Annotated in this window: 15 protein-coding genes; 8 read left to right on the top strand and 7 right to left on the bottom strand. The window is 74.9% G+C overall.

The window, feature by feature from the left end; all coding sequences use genetic code 11:
- Nucleotides 1–112: 112 nt before the first annotated feature.
- Nucleotides 113–3,088 (top strand): preprotein translocase subunit SecA, encoded by a 2,976-nt coding sequence (gene secA, locus EDD28_RS01335; RefSeq protein WP_425469959.1) that lies wholly within the window; start codon nucleotides 113–115, stop codon nucleotides 3,086–3,088.
- Nucleotides 3,089–3,977: 889 nt separating this feature from the next.
- Here secA and EDD28_RS01330 read toward each other — a convergent pair.
- Both EDD28_RS01330 and EDD28_RS18030 read right to left on the bottom strand, forming a co-directional pair.
- Complete coding sequence (locus tag EDD28_RS01330) at nucleotides 3,978–4,466, bottom strand: Rv3235 family protein (protein WP_123737995.1); 489 nt, start codon at nucleotides 4,464–4,466, stop codon at nucleotides 3,978–3,980.
- A complete protein-coding gene (locus tag EDD28_RS18030) occupies nucleotides 4,463–5,638 on the bottom strand; it encodes a LysM peptidoglycan-binding domain-containing protein (protein WP_123737994.1) in 1,176 nt (391 codons plus the stop codon). Before EDD28_RS18030 ends, EDD28_RS01330 begins: the two co-directional genes overlap by 4 nt.
- Before the next feature lie 161 nt (nucleotides 5,639–5,799).
- On the opposite strand from EDD28_RS18030, the gene EDD28_RS01320 reads away from it, so the two are divergent.
- On the top strand, nucleotides 5,800–6,300 hold the full coding sequence (locus tag EDD28_RS01320) for a hypothetical protein (RefSeq protein WP_148059508.1): 501 nt from the start codon (nucleotides 5,800–5,802) through the stop codon (nucleotides 6,298–6,300).
- 7 nt (nucleotides 6,301–6,307) lie between these two features.
- On the opposite strand, the gene EDD28_RS01315 is transcribed toward EDD28_RS01320, so the two are convergent.
- A complete protein-coding gene (locus EDD28_RS01315) occupies nucleotides 6,308–6,520 on the bottom strand; it encodes a helix-turn-helix domain-containing protein (RefSeq protein WP_123737992.1) in 213 nt (70 codons plus the stop codon).
- 138 nt (nucleotides 6,521–6,658) lie between these two features.
- Here EDD28_RS01315 and EDD28_RS01310 point away from each other — a divergent pair, with 138 nt between their 5' ends.
- Genes EDD28_RS01310 through EDD28_RS01300 form a run of 3 tightly spaced genes read left to right on the top strand, consistent with a single transcriptional unit; the run spans nucleotide 6,659 to nucleotide 9,147 of the window.
- The gene (locus tag EDD28_RS01310; protein WP_123737991.1) at nucleotides 6,659–7,309 is read left to right on the top strand and encodes a hypothetical protein; all 651 of its coding nucleotides are present in this window, start codon (nucleotides 6,659–6,661) and stop codon (nucleotides 7,307–7,309) included.
- On the top strand, nucleotides 7,302–8,675 hold the full coding sequence (locus tag EDD28_RS01305; RefSeq protein WP_148059507.1) for a CpaE/TadZ family protein: 1,374 nt from the start codon (nucleotides 7,302–7,304) through the stop codon (nucleotides 8,673–8,675). The genes EDD28_RS01310 and EDD28_RS01305 overlap by 8 nt, the downstream gene beginning before the upstream one ends.
- Nucleotides 8,644–9,147: a DUF6912 family protein gene (locus EDD28_RS01300; RefSeq protein WP_123737989.1), complete on the top strand. Its 504-nt coding sequence runs from the start codon at nucleotides 8,644–8,646 to the stop codon at nucleotides 9,145–9,147. The genes EDD28_RS01305 and EDD28_RS01300 overlap by 32 nt, the downstream gene beginning before the upstream one ends.
- Nucleotides 9,148–9,190: 43 nt before the next feature.
- Here the strand turns inward: EDD28_RS01300 and EDD28_RS01295 are convergent, their stop codons facing one another.
- The 4 genes from EDD28_RS01295 to EDD28_RS01280 are packed head-to-tail and all read right to left on the bottom strand — an operon-like array spanning nucleotide 9,191 to nucleotide 13,157.
- On the bottom strand, nucleotides 9,191–9,991 hold the full coding sequence (locus EDD28_RS01295) for an inositol monophosphatase family protein (RefSeq protein WP_123737988.1): 801 nt from the start codon (nucleotides 9,989–9,991) through the stop codon (nucleotides 9,191–9,193).
- Nucleotides 9,988–11,067 carry a ribosome small subunit-dependent GTPase A gene (gene rsgA, locus EDD28_RS01290; protein WP_123739849.1) on the bottom strand — a complete coding sequence of 360 codons (1,080 nt, stop codon included), beginning with the start codon at nucleotides 11,065–11,067 and terminating at the stop codon, nucleotides 9,988–9,990. The genes EDD28_RS01295 and rsgA overlap by 4 nt, the downstream gene beginning before the upstream one ends.
- A gap of 5 nt (nucleotides 11,068–11,072) precedes the next feature.
- Entirely contained in the window at nucleotides 11,073–12,443 is a 1,371-nt protein-coding gene (gene aroA / locus EDD28_RS01285; protein ID WP_123737987.1) for a 3-phosphoshikimate 1-carboxyvinyltransferase, read from the bottom strand.
- Between the two features lie 9 nt (nucleotides 12,444–12,452).
- Nucleotides 12,453–13,157, bottom strand: coding sequence for a DoxX family protein (locus EDD28_RS01280; protein WP_123737986.1), 705 nt, complete (start codon nucleotides 13,155–13,157; stop codon nucleotides 12,453–12,455).
- Nucleotides 13,158–13,314: 157 nt separating this feature from the next.
- On the opposite strand from EDD28_RS01280, the gene EDD28_RS01275 reads away from it, so the two are divergent.
- The 3 genes from EDD28_RS01275 to EDD28_RS18175 all read left to right on the top strand — a co-directional run bounded on the left by EDD28_RS01275 (nucleotide 13,315) and on the right by EDD28_RS18175 (nucleotide 14,451).
- A complete protein-coding gene (locus EDD28_RS01275; RefSeq protein WP_123737985.1) occupies nucleotides 13,315–14,001 on the top strand; it encodes a sigma-70 family RNA polymerase sigma factor in 687 nt (228 codons plus the stop codon).
- Nucleotides 13,998–14,288 (top strand): mycothiol system anti-sigma-R factor, encoded by a 291-nt coding sequence (gene rsrA / locus EDD28_RS01270; protein WP_123737984.1) that lies wholly within the window; start codon nucleotides 13,998–14,000, stop codon nucleotides 14,286–14,288. Before EDD28_RS01275 ends, rsrA begins: the two co-directional genes overlap by 4 nt.
- An 88-nt stretch (nucleotides 14,289–14,376) precedes the next feature.
- The gene (locus EDD28_RS18175) at nucleotides 14,377–14,451 is read left to right on the top strand and encodes a 50S ribosomal protein bL37 (protein WP_425469974.1); all 75 of its coding nucleotides are present in this window, start codon (nucleotides 14,377–14,379) and stop codon (nucleotides 14,449–14,451) included.
- The last annotated feature ends 76 nt before the right edge of the window (nucleotides 14,452–14,527 follow it).

Raw genomic sequence — 14,527 nt, 5'->3', positions numbered from 1 at the left:
AGCGGTGACGGTGACGCGTGCCCGGTCGGAGGAGTCCGAGCCGGGCGCAGGCGCAGCCGACGACGACCTGGGAGCTGAGCACGTGGCCTCGATCCTCGACCGAATCCTCCGCATGGGCGAAGGCCGTGTCCTGAAGAAGCTGCAGGGGATCGCCGCGCAGGTCGGCGCGCTGGAGTCCTCCTACCAGGACCTGACGGACGCGGAGCTGCGCGAGGAGACGGACACGTTCCGGGCGCGGCACAAGGACGGCGAGAGCCTCGACGCCATGATGCCCGAGGCGTTCGCGGTCGTTCGCGAGGCGGCGTGGCGCGTGCTCGGGCAGCGCCCGTTCGACGTCCAGCTCATGGGCGGGGCCGCCCTGCACCTCGGGAACATCGCCGAGATGAAGACCGGTGAGGGCAAGACCATCACCGCGACGCTGCCCGCGTACCTCAACGCGATCTCGGGCAAGGGCGTCCACGTCGTCACCGTCAACGACTACCTCGCGAGCTACCAGAGCGAGCTCATGGGGCGCGTGTACCGGTTCCTCGGCGTGTCCTCCGGGGTCATCCTCTCCGGCATGAAGCCGGCCGAGCGGCGCGCCGTCTACGCCGCCGACATCACCTACGGCACGAACAACGAGCTGGGCTTCGACTACCTGCGCGACAACATGGCGTGGACGACGGACGACCTGGTGCAGCGCGGCCACAACTTCGTCATCGTCGACGAGGTTGACTCGATCCTCATCGACGAGGCGCGCACGCCGCTCATCATCTCCGGGCCGGCCGGCGGCGACGCGAACAAGTGGTACTCCGAGTTCGCGCGGGTCGCGCGGCGGATGGAGCGCGACGTCGACTACGAGGTCGACGAGAAGAAGCGCACCGTCGGCGTGCTCGAGCCCGGCATCGAGAAGGTCGAGGACCACCTCGGCATCGAGAACCTCTACGAGTCGCTCAACACCTCCCTCATCGGGTTCCTCAACAACGCGATCAAGGCGAAGGAGCTCTTCAAGCGGGACAAGGACTACGTCGTCCTCAAGGGCGAGGTCCTCATCGTCGACGAGCACACGGGCCGCGTGCTGGCCGGGCGTCGGTACAACGACGGCATGCACCAGGCGATCGAGGCAAAGGAGGGCGTGGCGATCAAGGCCGAGAACCAGACGCTCGCCACGATCACGCTGCAGAACTACTTCCGTCTCTACGACAAGATCTCCGGCATGACCGGTACGGCCATGACCGAGGCCGCCGAGTTCCAGAGCACGTACGAGATGGGCGTCGTGCCCATCCCGACGAACCGCACGATGCAGCGCATCGACCAGCCCGACCTCGTCTACGTGAGCGAGGACGCGAAGCTCAACGCGATCGTCGAGGACATCGTCGAACGGCACGCGACGGGGCAGCCCGTCCTCGTCGGCACGACGTCGGTGGAGAAGTCCGAGGCGCTGTCGACGCGGCTCAAGCGGCAGGGCGTCCCGCACGAGGTGCTGAACGCGAAGAACCACGCGCGTGAGGCCTCGATCGTCGCGATGGCCGGGCGCAAGGGCGCCGTCACCGTCGCCACCAACATGGCCGGCCGCGGGACCGACATCATGCTCGGCGGCAACTCCGAGCACCTGGCGGTCGCGGCGCTCACCGACCAGGGGTACAGCCCGTCCGAGACGCCGGAGGAGTGGGACGCCCTGTGGCCGGCCGCGCTCAAGGAGGCGCAGGAGTCGGTCGCGGCGGAGCACGACGAGGTGGTCGAGCTCGGTGGCCTCTACGTGCTCGGCACCGAGCGCCACGAGTCGCGCCGGATCGACAACCAGCTCCGCGGCCGCTCCGGCCGTCAGGGCGACCCGGGCGAGTCCCGGTTCTACCTGTCGATGCAGGACGACCTCATGCGGCTGTTCAGCTCCGGCCTCGCCGAGCGGTTCATGAACTCCTCGGCCTACCCCGAGGAGCTGCCGCTCGAGTCCAAGATGGTCTCGCGCGGCATCGCCTCCGCGCAGGGGCAGGTCGAGGGGCGCAACTTCGAGATCCGCAAGAACGTCCTCAAGTACGACGACGTGCTCTCCCGCCAGCGCGAGGCCGTCTACGGCACGCGCCACCGCGTGCTCGAGGGCGAGAACCTGCAGGAGCAGGTCCAGACGTTCGTCACCGAGGTCCTCACCGCCGCCGTCACCAACGCGACGGCCGAGCCCGACCCGGCGCAGTGGGACCTCGAGGAGCTGTGGGACCTCCTCAAGCCGATCTACCCGATCGGGATCACCGTCGCGGAGGTCGACGAGGCCGTCGGCGGCCGGGTCCAGCTCACGCGGGAGCGCCTGCTCAGCGAGGTCCTGTCCGACGCGCAGCACGCCTACGGCCGCCGCGAGGAGCAGCTCGGCTCCGACCTCATGCGTCAGCTCGAGCGCCGCGTGGTGCTCGCCGTGATGGACCGCAAGTGGCGCGAGCACCTCTACGAGATGGACTACCTCAAGGAGGGCATCGGCCTGCGCGCGATGGCCCAGCGCGACCCGCTCGTCGAGTACCAGCGTGAGGGCTTCCTCATGTTCAACGCGATGAACGACGCGGTGCGCGAGGAGGTCGTCGGCTACCTGTTCAACTTCGAGGTCCCGGCCAGCGCCAGCGACTCCTCGGACGAGCGCGCGGCGGCCGCGGCCGGGGCGACCGGCGCGGGTGTCACCGTCGCCGTCGAGGCGGCCGCGGGCGATGCGACGGACTCGGCCGACGGTGCCGCCACGGCGGACTCGGCGGACGACGATGACGTCGCGACCGTCGAGGACGCCGTCGACGGCGGGGCGGATGAGGGCTCCGGCTCGGGCAAGCCGCCCGCCCCGGCGACTCCCGGGCAGGGCGACCGGGCCGCGGCGCTCGACCGCGCCCTCGGCATCGACGCCCCGGCGACGTCCGGCGCGCTGAGCTACTCGGCGCCCGACGAGAGCGGCTCGGCCTTCGTGGTGTCGAACCGTCCGGGTGGCAAGGGCGGTCCGCGGGCCGCCGGCTCGGGTGGCGCCGGTGGTGGTGCGGGTGCCGCGGGCGCCGGAGCCGGTGCTGCGGCGTCGTCGTCCGGCTCGGGTAACCGCGAGGAGCGCCGCCGCGCCCAGAAGCAGGCGCGCAAGCGCAAGTAGCCGACGCGCCGAGCGGCCGTGGCGTGGCGTGGCCGTGGGCGCCGCCGTGGCCACCGCTGAGCCGGATAGCCGGTGTCACCCGGACCGGGCGTGGCCACAGCCGACGCCATAGCCACCGCTGAGCCGGATAACCGGTGTCACCCGGTCCCGGCGTGGCCACAGCCGATGCCGTGGCCACCGCTGGACCGGCTGCTTGGGCCGATGCCGCCGTGGCCACCGCTGAGCCGGATGGCCGGTGTCACCCGGTCCCGGCGTGGCCACAGCCGACGCCATAGCCACCGCTGGACCCGCTGCTTGGGCCGATGCCGCCGTGGCCACCGCTGGACCGGATAGCCGGTGTCACCCGGTCCCGGCGTGACCGCAGCCGACGCCATAGCCACCGCTGGACGGGCTGGCCGGTGTCACCCGGTCCCGGCGTGGCCACAGCCGAACCCGTGGCCACCGCTGGACCGGCCACTCGGGCCGCCGCCGCCGTGGCCACCGCTGGACCGGATAGCCGGTGTCACCCGGTCCCGGCGTGACCGCAGCCGACGCCATAGCCACCGCTGGACGGGCTGGCCGGTGTCACCCGGCCCCGGCGTGGCCACAGCCGAACCCGTGGCCACCGCTGGACCGGCCACTCGGGCCGCCGCCGCCGTGGCCCCCGCTGGGCCGGCTGGTCGGCATTACCCGGTCCCGGCGTGACCACAGCCGATGCCGTGGCCCCCGCTGGACCGGCTGGCCGGTGTTACCCGGTCCCGGCGTGGCCACAGCCGATGCCGTGGCCGCCGCTGGACCGGCTGGCCGGTGTCACCCGGCCATGGCGTGGCCACAGCCGACACCGTGGCCACCGCTGGACCGGCCACTCGGGCCGCCGCCGCCGTGGCCACCGTTGGTCCGGATGGGCGGGTCAGCCGACCTCGGCGTCGACGACGTGCCAGCGGCCGCCGACCCGGCGCATGCGCAGGGCGACCGCGCGGACCCGCTCGCCGTCGTGCACGGCCGCGCTGACCTCGTGCTCATCCGGGACGGGCTCGCTCAGCCGGAGCCCGATGACGTGGGCGCGGGCCGGGTTCGTCGGTCGACCGCCCAGCCGGACCGCCAGTCCCGCCCGCCGCGCGACCCTCGCGTAGAGGTCGGGTTCCAGCCACCGGTTGAGCTGCTGGGCCGGCCGCGCCCCCATGAGCACCTCGGCGAGCGCGATCACGACCGCGCGCGCCCAGGTGTCGGGATCCACCGGCCGGGCGGCCCGCGGTCGCGGTCGCGTGTCCTCGCGATCGCGCGGCGACGCCTCGACGGGCACGGGGCGAGGCCGCATGAGCGGTGCGGGGCGGTACGGCGTGATCGGCGTTCCGCCGGGCTCCGGGGCGGGGAGGACGGTGATCGGCTCGGCGCTCACGACGGGGCTCCCGTCAGGTCGGCGGCCGGGACCCGGAGGATCTGGCCGGGCTGGATGAGATCGGGGTTGGCGCCGATGACGTCGCGGTTCAGCTCGTACCAGCGCGGCCAGGCGTCGGCGATCTCGGCGTCCGTCTCGGCGCCGTGCGCCCGCGCGATGTCCCACAGGCTGTCGCCCGACCGCACGGTGTACGCCGCGGGAACGCCCTCGGCCGAGGCGCCCTCGACGGCGGGGGCGGGGACCGTCTGCGACGCACTCACCGGTTCGGCCGTGGGCGATGCCGAGGCTGACGTGTCGAACGGCGGGGCCGGCGTCGGCATCGTCGGTGCACTCGTGGCCGTTGCGTGGCCGGTGCTCTCGGGGTCGCTCGGATCCGCGCCGGCGGATGCGGGCTGCGTCGTCGGGGTCGCGCTCGGCCTCACCTTGGCGCCGGTCACCGCCGGCGCGCCGGCCAACGCCCCCGGCCCTCCGCGATCGGCCGGGAGCCCCTCGCCGTCCGCCTCGGGTCCGTCGCCTGATGCCACCGCGCCCGAGCCGAGGTCCGAGCCGTCGTTCGTCGCGCCGTCGGTTGCGTCGCCTCGTCCGGCGCCCTCGCTCGACGAGACGGCCTCCGCGTCGAGACCCGTCCCGGAACCCGCCTCCGGGACGGCCTCAGCTCCGGCCGCCGGGGTGACCGTGCCGCCGTCACCCGGGGCGGTCGGGCGCACCTTCTGCCCCAGCATCCCCGGGGCGGTCGACCGCACGCCGAGGTCGATCTCCGCGGCCTCGTCGGCCGCGACCACCGTGCTCCCTCCCGCGGGCGAACCGGCCTCGGTCGCGCCGGACCCGACCCCCGGCAGGGCGAGCGCCCCCGATCCCACCGACAGCAGCGTCGCCGTGCCGAGCGAGGCCGCGGCGAGCCGGCGGACCCACCGCGGCCCCACGGCCGCGAGGAGACCGGCCGAGACCCGTCGCGAGGCCGAACCGCCGCGTCCCACCGCCAGGCCGGCGAGCGCCGCGAGGGCGTAGCGCAGGCAGGCGAGCGCACCGAGGAGGGCGAACCCGCGCCGCACCAGCCGGTCCGGCCCGATGCCGTCCTCGGCCGAGACGAGGAGCAGCAGGGCGGCGCCGGTGATCCCCAGTGCGAGCAGCAGGATCAGGGTCAGGCGTGCCCGCCATCGTGACCTCGACATGGCGACCTCCTAGAACGTGACGGCGAGTGATGCCGTCACAGCGTGAAGGAGATTGTTTGAGGCTGTCAAGCGCTCCGATATCCATGGGTAGCATCTGTGGACGGACTGCCCATTCGACGGTGGCTGAGGCGCTGTCCGAGACGGTGTGGCAGGGTCGAGCCATGCGATGGGACGAGCTGTTCGAGGATCTCGAGGCGCAGGCCGAGGCCCAGGTCGCGGTCGAGCGCGAGGACCTCGTCGCGGAGGTGGACGCCGCCGAGAGCGCGCGCCTCCTCCTGCTGGACCGGCTCGGCCGCGGCGACGTCGCCAAGGTTGCGCTCGCCTCGGGTCTGATCGTCGAGGGTGCGGTCGCCGACGTCGGTGTCGGCTGGTTCCTCCTGCGCGCGCGACCGCGCGAGCTCCTCGTCGCGCTGCGCGGGGTGGAGTGGCTCGAGGGTGCGACCCGGGCCGACCCGGACCGCGAGCGCACCGCCCGTCGGCTCGGCCTCGGTCATGTCCTGCGCGGGCTGGCGGCGCGCGAGGTCGAGGTGGTCGTCGAGACGCGAAACCACGACGTGGCCGGCACGGTCACGAGGACCGGTGCCGACCACGTCGATGTCGAGAGCGACCGCGGGCGAGTCGCGAGCGTCCCGTGGGACGCGATCGTGTCGGTCGCGATCTAGGGGCTGGTCAGTCGCGCGAGAGCGCCTCGCGGCGCGCGACGGCGGCCGCCTTCTCGCGCTCGACGTACGCGTCGAGCTCCTTGGACTCGACGCGCCACATGCCGCGGCCTCCGACCTGGAAGCCGAAGATCTCGCCCGAGCGGACGAGGGAGCGTGCGGTGGGAACCGTGACGTCGAGAATCTCCGCGACGTCGGCAAGGGTGAGCATTCGATCGGCCATGTCTCCATAGTGACACCGTTCGCCCAGGTTCGCACGGCGAAGATGGGTGCTTGTGGACATCTCGAAATGTCTAGGTGCGCCTGGCACGATGTCACATGGGTCGGGCCAACCTGGTCCACCACTCTCGAAAGGAGCGTCATGGCACCACACTCGGAGGGTTCGGCCTGGGAGGCAGCCCCCGCCGCGGCGACGATCGCCCGACCTCCGCTGTGGCGAAGCCCACGCCTGCTGCTCGGCGTCCTCCTCGTGGCGTCCGCCGTGGTGCTCGGCGGCTGGGCCGTCGACCGGGCATCGGGTGGGACCGAGACGCTGGTCGCGCGTAGTGACCTTACGCCGGGTCAGCGGATCTCGCTCGGCGACCTGGAACCGGTCCGGATGGGCTGGGACGGCGGGTCCGGCGTCTACCTCACCGAGCTGCCCCCGGACGCCGTGGTCGTGAGCGCCGTCGGCGCCGGGGAGCTCGTGCCGGCCTCGGCGATCGGGAGCGCCGCCGACGTCGACGGCCGGCCGATGGCGGTGCCGCTGCCGGTCGGCGCCCGAGCCGCGGCCGGGGAGGTGGTGGACCTGTGGGTGGTGACGGGTGGCAACCGGTCGCTCGGTGACGAGGCGACGGCCGAGCTCCTTGCCGCCGACGTGCTCGTGCTCGGGGTCGAGTCGGACACCGGCCCCTTCCGCAGCGGCTCCGGCAGGATCGCGCGGATCCTCGTCCCGGAGGACGTGGTGGATCGCGTGCTCGAGGCCCAGGCCGCGGGGGAGGAGCTCACCGTGGTGGAGCGTGCCGGTGGCTGAGGTGGCGGGCGTCCTCGTCCACGTCGAGGGACCGGCGGAGCCCCAGGTCGTCGCGCGACTCGGCACCGTCGACGGGCTGCGAGTGGAACGGCGCTGCGCCGATCTGGCCGAGCTGCTCGGGGCCGCCCGGGCGGGGATCGGCCGGGTCGCGGTGCTCTCGCTCGGGCGCGGTGTCGACCGGCCCCTGCTGGCGGAGCTGAGCCGGCTCGGTGTCGGCAGCGTCGTCCTCGCCGGGCCGGAGGACCTGCACCGGGCGGGCGCGCTCGGGGCGGGGCGGGTCGTCCCGGACGGCCGCGAGGTCGCCGAGGGCGTCGAGGCCGCCGTGCTCGCGCTGATCGCAGACATCGCCCCCGGCGCACCCGGCGCCCCCGGCGCGCCCGGCTCCGAGGGGACGGTCCGCGCCGGATCCGACCGTCACCGCATCGCGGGGCCGGTCGGGGATCGTGCGGCGTCACCACCGCCGGGGCCGCGTGGCCTCGTCGACCCCGCCGCCGCGACGGCCGCAGGCCCCGGCCGCCTCGTCGCGGTGTGGAGCGCGGTCGGCAGCACCGGACGGAGCACCGTCGCGGCGGCGCTCGCGGCGGAGGCCGCTGGCGCCGGGATCGCCTCGGTCCTGGTCGACGCCGACACCGTCGCGCCGGGCCTCGTCCAGCTCCTCGGCGTCCTGGCGGAGGGCGCGGCCCTCCCGGCGCTGTGTCGTGCCGCCGCAGGCGGCACGCTGGACGCCGACGGCCTGGTGCGGCGGCTGGTCCGCGTCGACCCGGGCCTCGAGCTGGTCAGCGGGCTCACCCGCTCGGACCGCTGGCGCGAGGTCGAGCCGGAGTCCCTGCGCGTCGTGCTCGAGTCGCTGCGGGCGCGCGCCCGGCTCGTCGTGGCCGACGTGGCGGGTGGGCTGGAGCCGCCGCCGTCCCGCGGCGCCGACCGCTCCGGCGCGGCGCGCACCGTGCTCGCCGAGGCGGACGACGTGCTCGTCCTCGTCCCGCCCGACCCGGTCGGCGTCCGCCGGGCCGCGGCGCTGCTGGCGGACGAGCCGGCCGTGGGTGCGCGGGGCCGCGTCGTCCTCGTCCACACGCGCCCGGTCGGCGCCCGTGAGGCGGCGGACGCGCGTGAGGCGATCCGCCGGTTCGGAGGCGTCGAGGTGCTCGTCGAGATCCCGTACGACGACGCCGTCCCGGGCGCTCTCCTGGCCGGTCGGGCGCTGCCCGTCCACGCGCCCCGCTCGGCCGCCCGGCAGGCGGTCCGGACGCTCGCCGAGGAGCTGCTGGGCGCACTGCCGGACCGACGGGTGCGCGTCCGTCCGCGCGACGCGTCGCGCCGGCTGACAGACTGGGTCCGTGCGCCTCTACGTGCCAGCGACCACCGCTGACCTCCTGCCCGCCGATGCCCCGATCGACGCCGCGGCCGGAGCCACGCCGTCGCTGCGCCGCCTCGCGTCCGCCGTGACGCCCCGGCTGCGGGCCGCCCTGCCGGACGAGGACGACGAGGGCCTCGAGCTCTCGGCCTTCCTGACCGCCGCCGACCTGTCGGTCCTCGAGATCGCCGCGACGGGCGCTCCGCCCCGCCGGGTGGTCCTCGCCGTCGAGGCCGACGCCGGCACCGTGCGCGACGGCGAGGTCCCCGCGGGGCTGGCGGACCTGCCGAGCATCGTCGGTGTCGTCGACCTCGCGTGGCGCGACGTCGTCGCGATCCACCTGGACGACGACGCGCCCGCGACCGCCGCCCTCGTGCGCCGGGCCGTCGACGAGGAGGCGGCTCTCGAGGAGCTGGGGGAGGTCGATCTCCAGTGGTTCGACCCGAGCGAGCTCGGCGACCTGCGGGTGCTGCTGAGCGACTCCTGACCGGAGGGTCGAGCTCGGCGGGTGAGGTCTCGGTGCCGTGGGGTCAGCGGAGCGCGGCCAGGGCCGCGTCGTGGAGCAGGCCGTTCGTGGCGAGCGCGTTGCCGCCCCACGGGCCCTCGACGCCGTCGACCGACGTGAACCGGCCCCCGGCCTCCCGGACGATCGGGACGAGCGCGGCCATGTCGTGCAGCGCGAGCTCGGGCTCGGCCGCCACGTCCACCGCCCCCTCGGCCAGCAGCACGTACGACCAGAAGTCGCCGTACCCGCGCGTGCGCCAGGCGGACGACAGCAGCGCGAGGAACGCCTCGTACCGCCCGATCTCGCGCCAGCCCTCGAGGCTCGCGTAGGACACGGACGCGTCCGCGAGCGCGCCGACGCCGGACACCGCGAGCCGGCGCGGCGCCCCGTCCCCGACGCGCGCCCAGGCTCCGTGGCCGGTCGCCGCGTACCAGCGTCGCCCGAGGGCCGGGGCCGACGCGACGCCGACGACGGGCTCGCCGTCCTCGACCAGCGCGACGAGGCTCGCCCAGACGGGCACGCCGCGGACGAAGTTCTTGGTCCCGTCGATCGGGTCGATCACCCACTGCCGGCCGGTGCGGGCGACCTCGCCGCCGTACTCCTCGCCGAGCAGGGCGTCACCCGGCCGCGCCCGCGCGATGATCTCGCGCGCGAGGGTCTCGGCCGCGGTGTCGGCGTCGGAGACCGGGGTGGCATCGGGCTTCGCGGTCACGACGAGGTCGACGGCACCGAACCGCTCGGTCGTGAGCGCGTCGAGCGCGTCGGCCACCTCGAGCGCCAGGGCCAGGTCGGCGGGCAGGTCAGCGTCCAGAACGGCGTCGGTCATCGGGGTCCCTCGAGGTCGTCGGATCGGGAGAGCAGGAGGCGGCGCAGCGAGTCGACCCGGGCGCCCAGCGCCGCGCGCTCGCCCTCGGGTGCCGCGGCCAGGGCGGCGTCGAGCGCGCAGCCGGGGGAGGCGGGCAGGTGCGTGCACAGGGGCAGGCAGGCCGTGGTGATCTCGGCGAGGTCGGGGAAGGCGCCGATGACGTCCTCGACCTCGACGTGCGCGAGCCCGAACGAGCGCACGCCCGGGGTGTCGATCACCCAGCCCCCGCCCGGCAGGGCGAGCGCCACCGCGTTGGTCGACGTGTGCCGGCCGCGCCCCGTCACGGCGTTGACGTGCCCGACGGCGCGCGCGGCGTCCGGGACGAGCGCGTTGACGAGCGTCGACTTGCCGACGCCGGAGTGCCCGACGAGCACGGAGACCCGGCCGGCCACCCGCTCGCGCAGCTCGTCGACGCCGACGACGTGCCCGTCCTCCCGCCGCGTCACGACGGCGGGCACCCCCAGCGGGTCGTAGAGCGCGAGGAACTCCTCCGGTGAGGCGAGGTCGGCCTTGGTGAGGCAGAGCAGCACGTCCATCCCGGCGTCGTAGGCGGCGACGAGGCACCGGTCCACCATCCGGGGGCGCGGCGCCGGGTCGGCCAGCGCCGTCACGACGACGAGCTGGTCAGCGTTCGCGACGAGGACGCGCTCGTGGCCGCCGGGGGAGTCCTCCGAGCTGCGGCGCAGCGTGCTGGTGCGGTCGACGACGCCGACGATCCGCGCCAGCGCGTCCCGCCCGCCCGACAGGTCCCCGACGACGCGCACCCGGTCGCCGACGACGACGCCACCGCGGCCGAGCTCCCGGGCCGTCACGGCCACGAGCGTCTCGCCCTCGCCGCGCTCCAGCGCGCGCTCGACGTCCCGGCGCCGACGCGACGGTGGCGGCACCAGCACGTCGTAGCGTCCGCGGCTCACCCCGGTGACGAACCCGTCGACGGCGTCGCTGTGCGCCGGTCGCTGCTTGGTGCGCGGGCGCGAGCCGCGTCGGCCGGGCCGGACGCGGACGTCCGACTCGTCGAGGTCGAGGTGGTCCGGCAGGTCCGTCACGGGGCCTCCGCGCCGCTCGCCACCATGGCCGTCCACATCGCGGGGAAGTCCGGCATCGTCTTCGCGGTCGTCGCGACGTCGACGACGCCCACCCCGTCGACGGCCAGGCCGACGATGGCGCCGAAGGTGGCCATCCGGTGGTCGTGGTAGCTCTCGACGTCGGCGCCGTGCAGGGCGCCGGGAGCGATCGCGACCCCGTCGGGCAGCTCGGCCGCGACCCCGCCCAGGCGGGTGATCTCGGTGACGAGCGCCGCCAGCCGGTCGGTCTCGTGCCCGCGCAGGTGCGCGATCCCGGTGAGCCGCGACGGGCCGTCGGCCACCGTCGCGAGGGCCGCGACCGTCGGCGCCAGCTCGCCGGCGCGGGTGAGGTCGAGATCGACGCCGGTGACGACGCCGGTGCCCGTGACGCGCAGCGTCCCGTCCGCCTCGTGGTCGACCTCGCCGCCCATGAGCCCGAGGATCTCGCGCAGGTCGTCGCCGGGCTGCGTCGTGGTCGCCGGCCAGTGCGGGACGCGCACGGTGCCCCCCGCGACGAGCGCCGCCGCCAGGAACGGCCCGGCGTTGGACAGGTCCGGCTCCACCCGCACCTCGCCGCCGGCGATCGGGCCGGGGGCGACGCGCCAGTGCCCGGGCGCCAGCTCGCGTGCGTCGACGCCGCGCTCGCGCAGCACGGTGATCGTCATGTCGATGTGCGGCTGGCTGGGCAGCCGGTCGCCGACGTGCCGGACCTCGAGCCCGTCGGGCAGGCGCGGCGCGACGAGCAGGAGGGCGGAGACGAACTGGCTGGAGGCCGAGGCGTCGACCTCGACCGAGCCGCCGCGGATCGCCGGCCCGCCCCCCGCGCCGTCGGTCCTGGTCACCCCGCCGGCGCCGTCCGCCGCTCCGCGCACGGTGAACGGCAGGGTGCCGCGTCCGTCGTCGTCGACCGCCAGGCCGAGCCGGCGCAGCGCGTCGATGATGCCGCCCATCGGGCGCTCGCGCGCCCGCGGGTCGCCGTCGAACGTCACGGGGCCGTCGGCGAGCGCGGCCAGCGGCGGGACGAAGCGCATGACGGTGCCGGCGAGCCCGCAGTCGACCTTCGTCTCGCCCTCGAGCACCGAGGCGCCGCCGGGCCGGGACGGCGGCGTGATCTCGAGGTCGCCGCCGGGCAGCTCGACGATGGTGACGCCGAGCGCGCGCAGCGCCTCGATCATGAGGAAGCTGTCCCGCGAGTGCAGCGGCGAGCGCAGCGTCGTGGGGGAGTCCGCGAGCGCCGCGAGGACGAGGTAGCGGTTGGTGAGCGACTTCGATCCGGGGACCGCGACGACGGCGTCGAGCTGGCGGTGGGCGCGGGGAGCCGGCCACACGCCGGATCTGGGGTCAGTCACCCCGCCAGCCTATCGAGCGGCGATCTTCTCCCTGGCGCCGTCGACCACGTCCCCGACGACCCCGCCGACGGTGTGCTCGACGTCCTTCACGGCCGCGCGCAGGTCGCGCTCGATCCGCTTCGCCGCCTTCCGCGCGTCCCGCGTCTTGCGTCGGGCCGTGCGCTCGATCGTCGCCTCGAGCTTCGCGACGTCCCGCTCCGCGCTCGTGATGACGGCCTTCGTCGCTCGCTTGGTCCGGTCGCGGGCCTCCCGCGTGGCGTGCTTCGCCGCTTTGGCCGTGTCATGCCGTGCGGCCTCCGCACGCCAGGCCAGCGACGGCTTCCCGGCGGTGTCGCCGGAGGCGAGCAGGAGCCCGCCGAGGATGGCGGCGTCGCGGACGAGGCCACCGATCGCCTCGCGGCGCGCGGCACCGGTCTCGGTCCAGAACGGGTTGCGCGCCAGCATCGTCGGCGTGTGGAGCACGGCGAGGAGGCTGGCGGCGGCGCGTGGCGCGACGCCGAGCCCGAGCGCGACGCCGGCGCCGGCCTTCGCGACGCCGAGCGCGCGGACGAGCAGGTCCGGTGAGACGGGCACGGGGATCTGCTCGGCGACGCGGCCGAGCGCCTCCTCGGCGCGCGGGAGGTTCTCGATCTCCTCCCGGGGGCGCAGGGCGGCCCGCAGACCGTCGACGACGAAGACCGAGGCGAGCAGGGGACGGGCGATGCGGCGCAGCATCCTCCATGCCTACCGCACGAACGGCCTCCTGGCGAGTGCCAGCTCCCGGATGGCGACGAACGGACGTGGAGGATGCGGGAATGGTCGTGGCGGGGGAGGTGTTGAACCGGTCGTGAGCACGCTCCTTCTGACCGACGCACCCGTAGGGTGGGGTGTGATGAGTGCTCCCGCGGACGGTGCCGACAACACCGACGGACTTGCCGTGCACAACGGCGCCGTGACCGACGCCGCCCTCGACCCGGGTGCCGCCGGTGCCGTCGACGTGCGGGAGACCGAGACCGAGGCCGAGCGGCTCCTGCGGTTCGAGTCCGAGGCGCTGCCGCTGCTGGACCAGCTCTACAGCGCGGGCCTGCGGATGACGCGCAACCCCTCCGACGCCGAGGACCTCGTGCAGGAGACCTTCGCGAAGGCGTACGGCTCGTTCCACCAGTACCGCCCGGGCACGAACCTCAAGGCGTGGCTCTACCGGATCCTCACGAACACCTACATCAACTCCTACCGCAAGAAGCAGCGCGAGCCGCTGCAGTCGGACGCGGGGGACGTCGAGGACTGGGAGATCGCGCGCGCCGCGTCCCACACGTCCGCCGGGCTGCGCTCGGCCGAGGTCGAGGCGCTCGACCGGCTCGGCGACTCCGTCGTGCGCGACGCCCTCGCCCAGCTCTCCGACGACTTCCGGCTCGTGGTGTACCTGGCCGACGTCGAGGGGTTCGCGTACAAGGAGATCGCCGAGATCATGGGGACGCCGATCGGCACCGTGATGTCGCGGCTGCACCGGGGCCGCGGGCAGCTCCGCGCCCTCCTCGCCGATCACGCGCGCGGGCTCGGCATGCAGGTGGAGTCATGACCGGCGTCTCGGCCGAGGACGGCTTGCCCCTCCCCGGCGCCGGCCTCTCCGCGGAGGGCGGGACGTGCGCCGAGACGCTCGCCCGGCTCGCTGCCCTGCTCGACCATGCGATGGCCGAGCCCGACGCCGACGCCCTGCGCGCCCACATCGAGGGGTGCGACCCGTGCACCGAGGCGGCCGACGCCGAGGAGGCGGTGCGCGCCCTCATCCGGCGTGCCTGCCTGGAGAGCGCGCCGGAGACCCTGCGGGTGCGGATCCTCTCCCAGCTCATCGTCCGTCGGCTCTGACCTCGCGGCGCCGGACCGGCGGCTCGTCTGCCCGCTGGCCGCGATGTGGGACGATAGGGCGTTCCCATCGATCATGAGGAGTACGCCCATGAGCAAGCGCGGTCGCAAGCGCAAGTCCCGCAAGGGCAACGCCGCCAACCACGGCAAGCGTCCCAACGCCTGAACCGGTGCCTCGCGGCACCGAGTCGACGTGACGAGACGGCCGTCCCCGATCCGGGGGCGGCCGTCTCTCGTCGTTC

This window comes from Salana multivorans (genome assembly GCF_003751805.1).
Classification (GTDB): Bacteria; Actinomycetota; Actinomycetes; order Actinomycetales; family Beutenbergiaceae; genus Salana; species Salana multivorans.
The sequence above is the reverse complement of the archived record's forward strand: the minus strand, read 5'-3'. Positions and strand labels throughout refer to the sequence as shown.

Bases quoted from the DNA above. Each gene is read 5' to 3' on its own strand.
- EDD28_RS01320 (WP_148059508.1), top strand. From the start codon at position 5,800: ATGCGATGGGACGAGCTGTTCGAGGATCTCGAGGCGCAGGCCGAGGCC.
- EDD28_RS01275 (WP_123737985.1), top strand. From the start codon at position 13,315: ATGAGTGCTCCCGCGGACGGTGCCGACAACACCGACGGACTTGCCGTG.
- EDD28_RS18030 (WP_123737994.1), bottom strand. From the start codon at position 5,638: ATGTCGAGGTCACGATGGCGGGCACGCCTGACCCTGATCCTGCTGCTC.
- EDD28_RS01315 (WP_123737992.1), bottom strand. From the start codon at position 6,520: ATGGCCGATCGAATGCTCACCCTTGCCGACGTCGCGGAGATTCTCGAC.
- EDD28_RS01310 (WP_123737991.1), top strand. From the start codon at position 6,659: ATGGCACCACACTCGGAGGGTTCGGCCTGGGAGGCAGCCCCCGCCGCG.
- rsrA (WP_123737984.1), top strand. From the start codon at position 13,998: ATGACCGGCGTCTCGGCCGAGGACGGCTTGCCCCTCCCCGGCGCCGGC.
- secA (WP_425469959.1), top strand. From the start codon at position 113: ATGGGCGAAGGCCGTGTCCTGAAGAAGCTGCAGGGGATCGCCGCGCAG.
- EDD28_RS01295 (WP_123737988.1), bottom strand. From the start codon at position 9,991: ATGACCGACGCCGTTCTGGACGCTGACCTGCCCGCCGACCTGGCCCTG.
- EDD28_RS01280 (WP_123737986.1), bottom strand. From the start codon at position 13,157: ATGCTGCGCCGCATCGCCCGTCCCCTGCTCGCCTCGGTCTTCGTCGTC.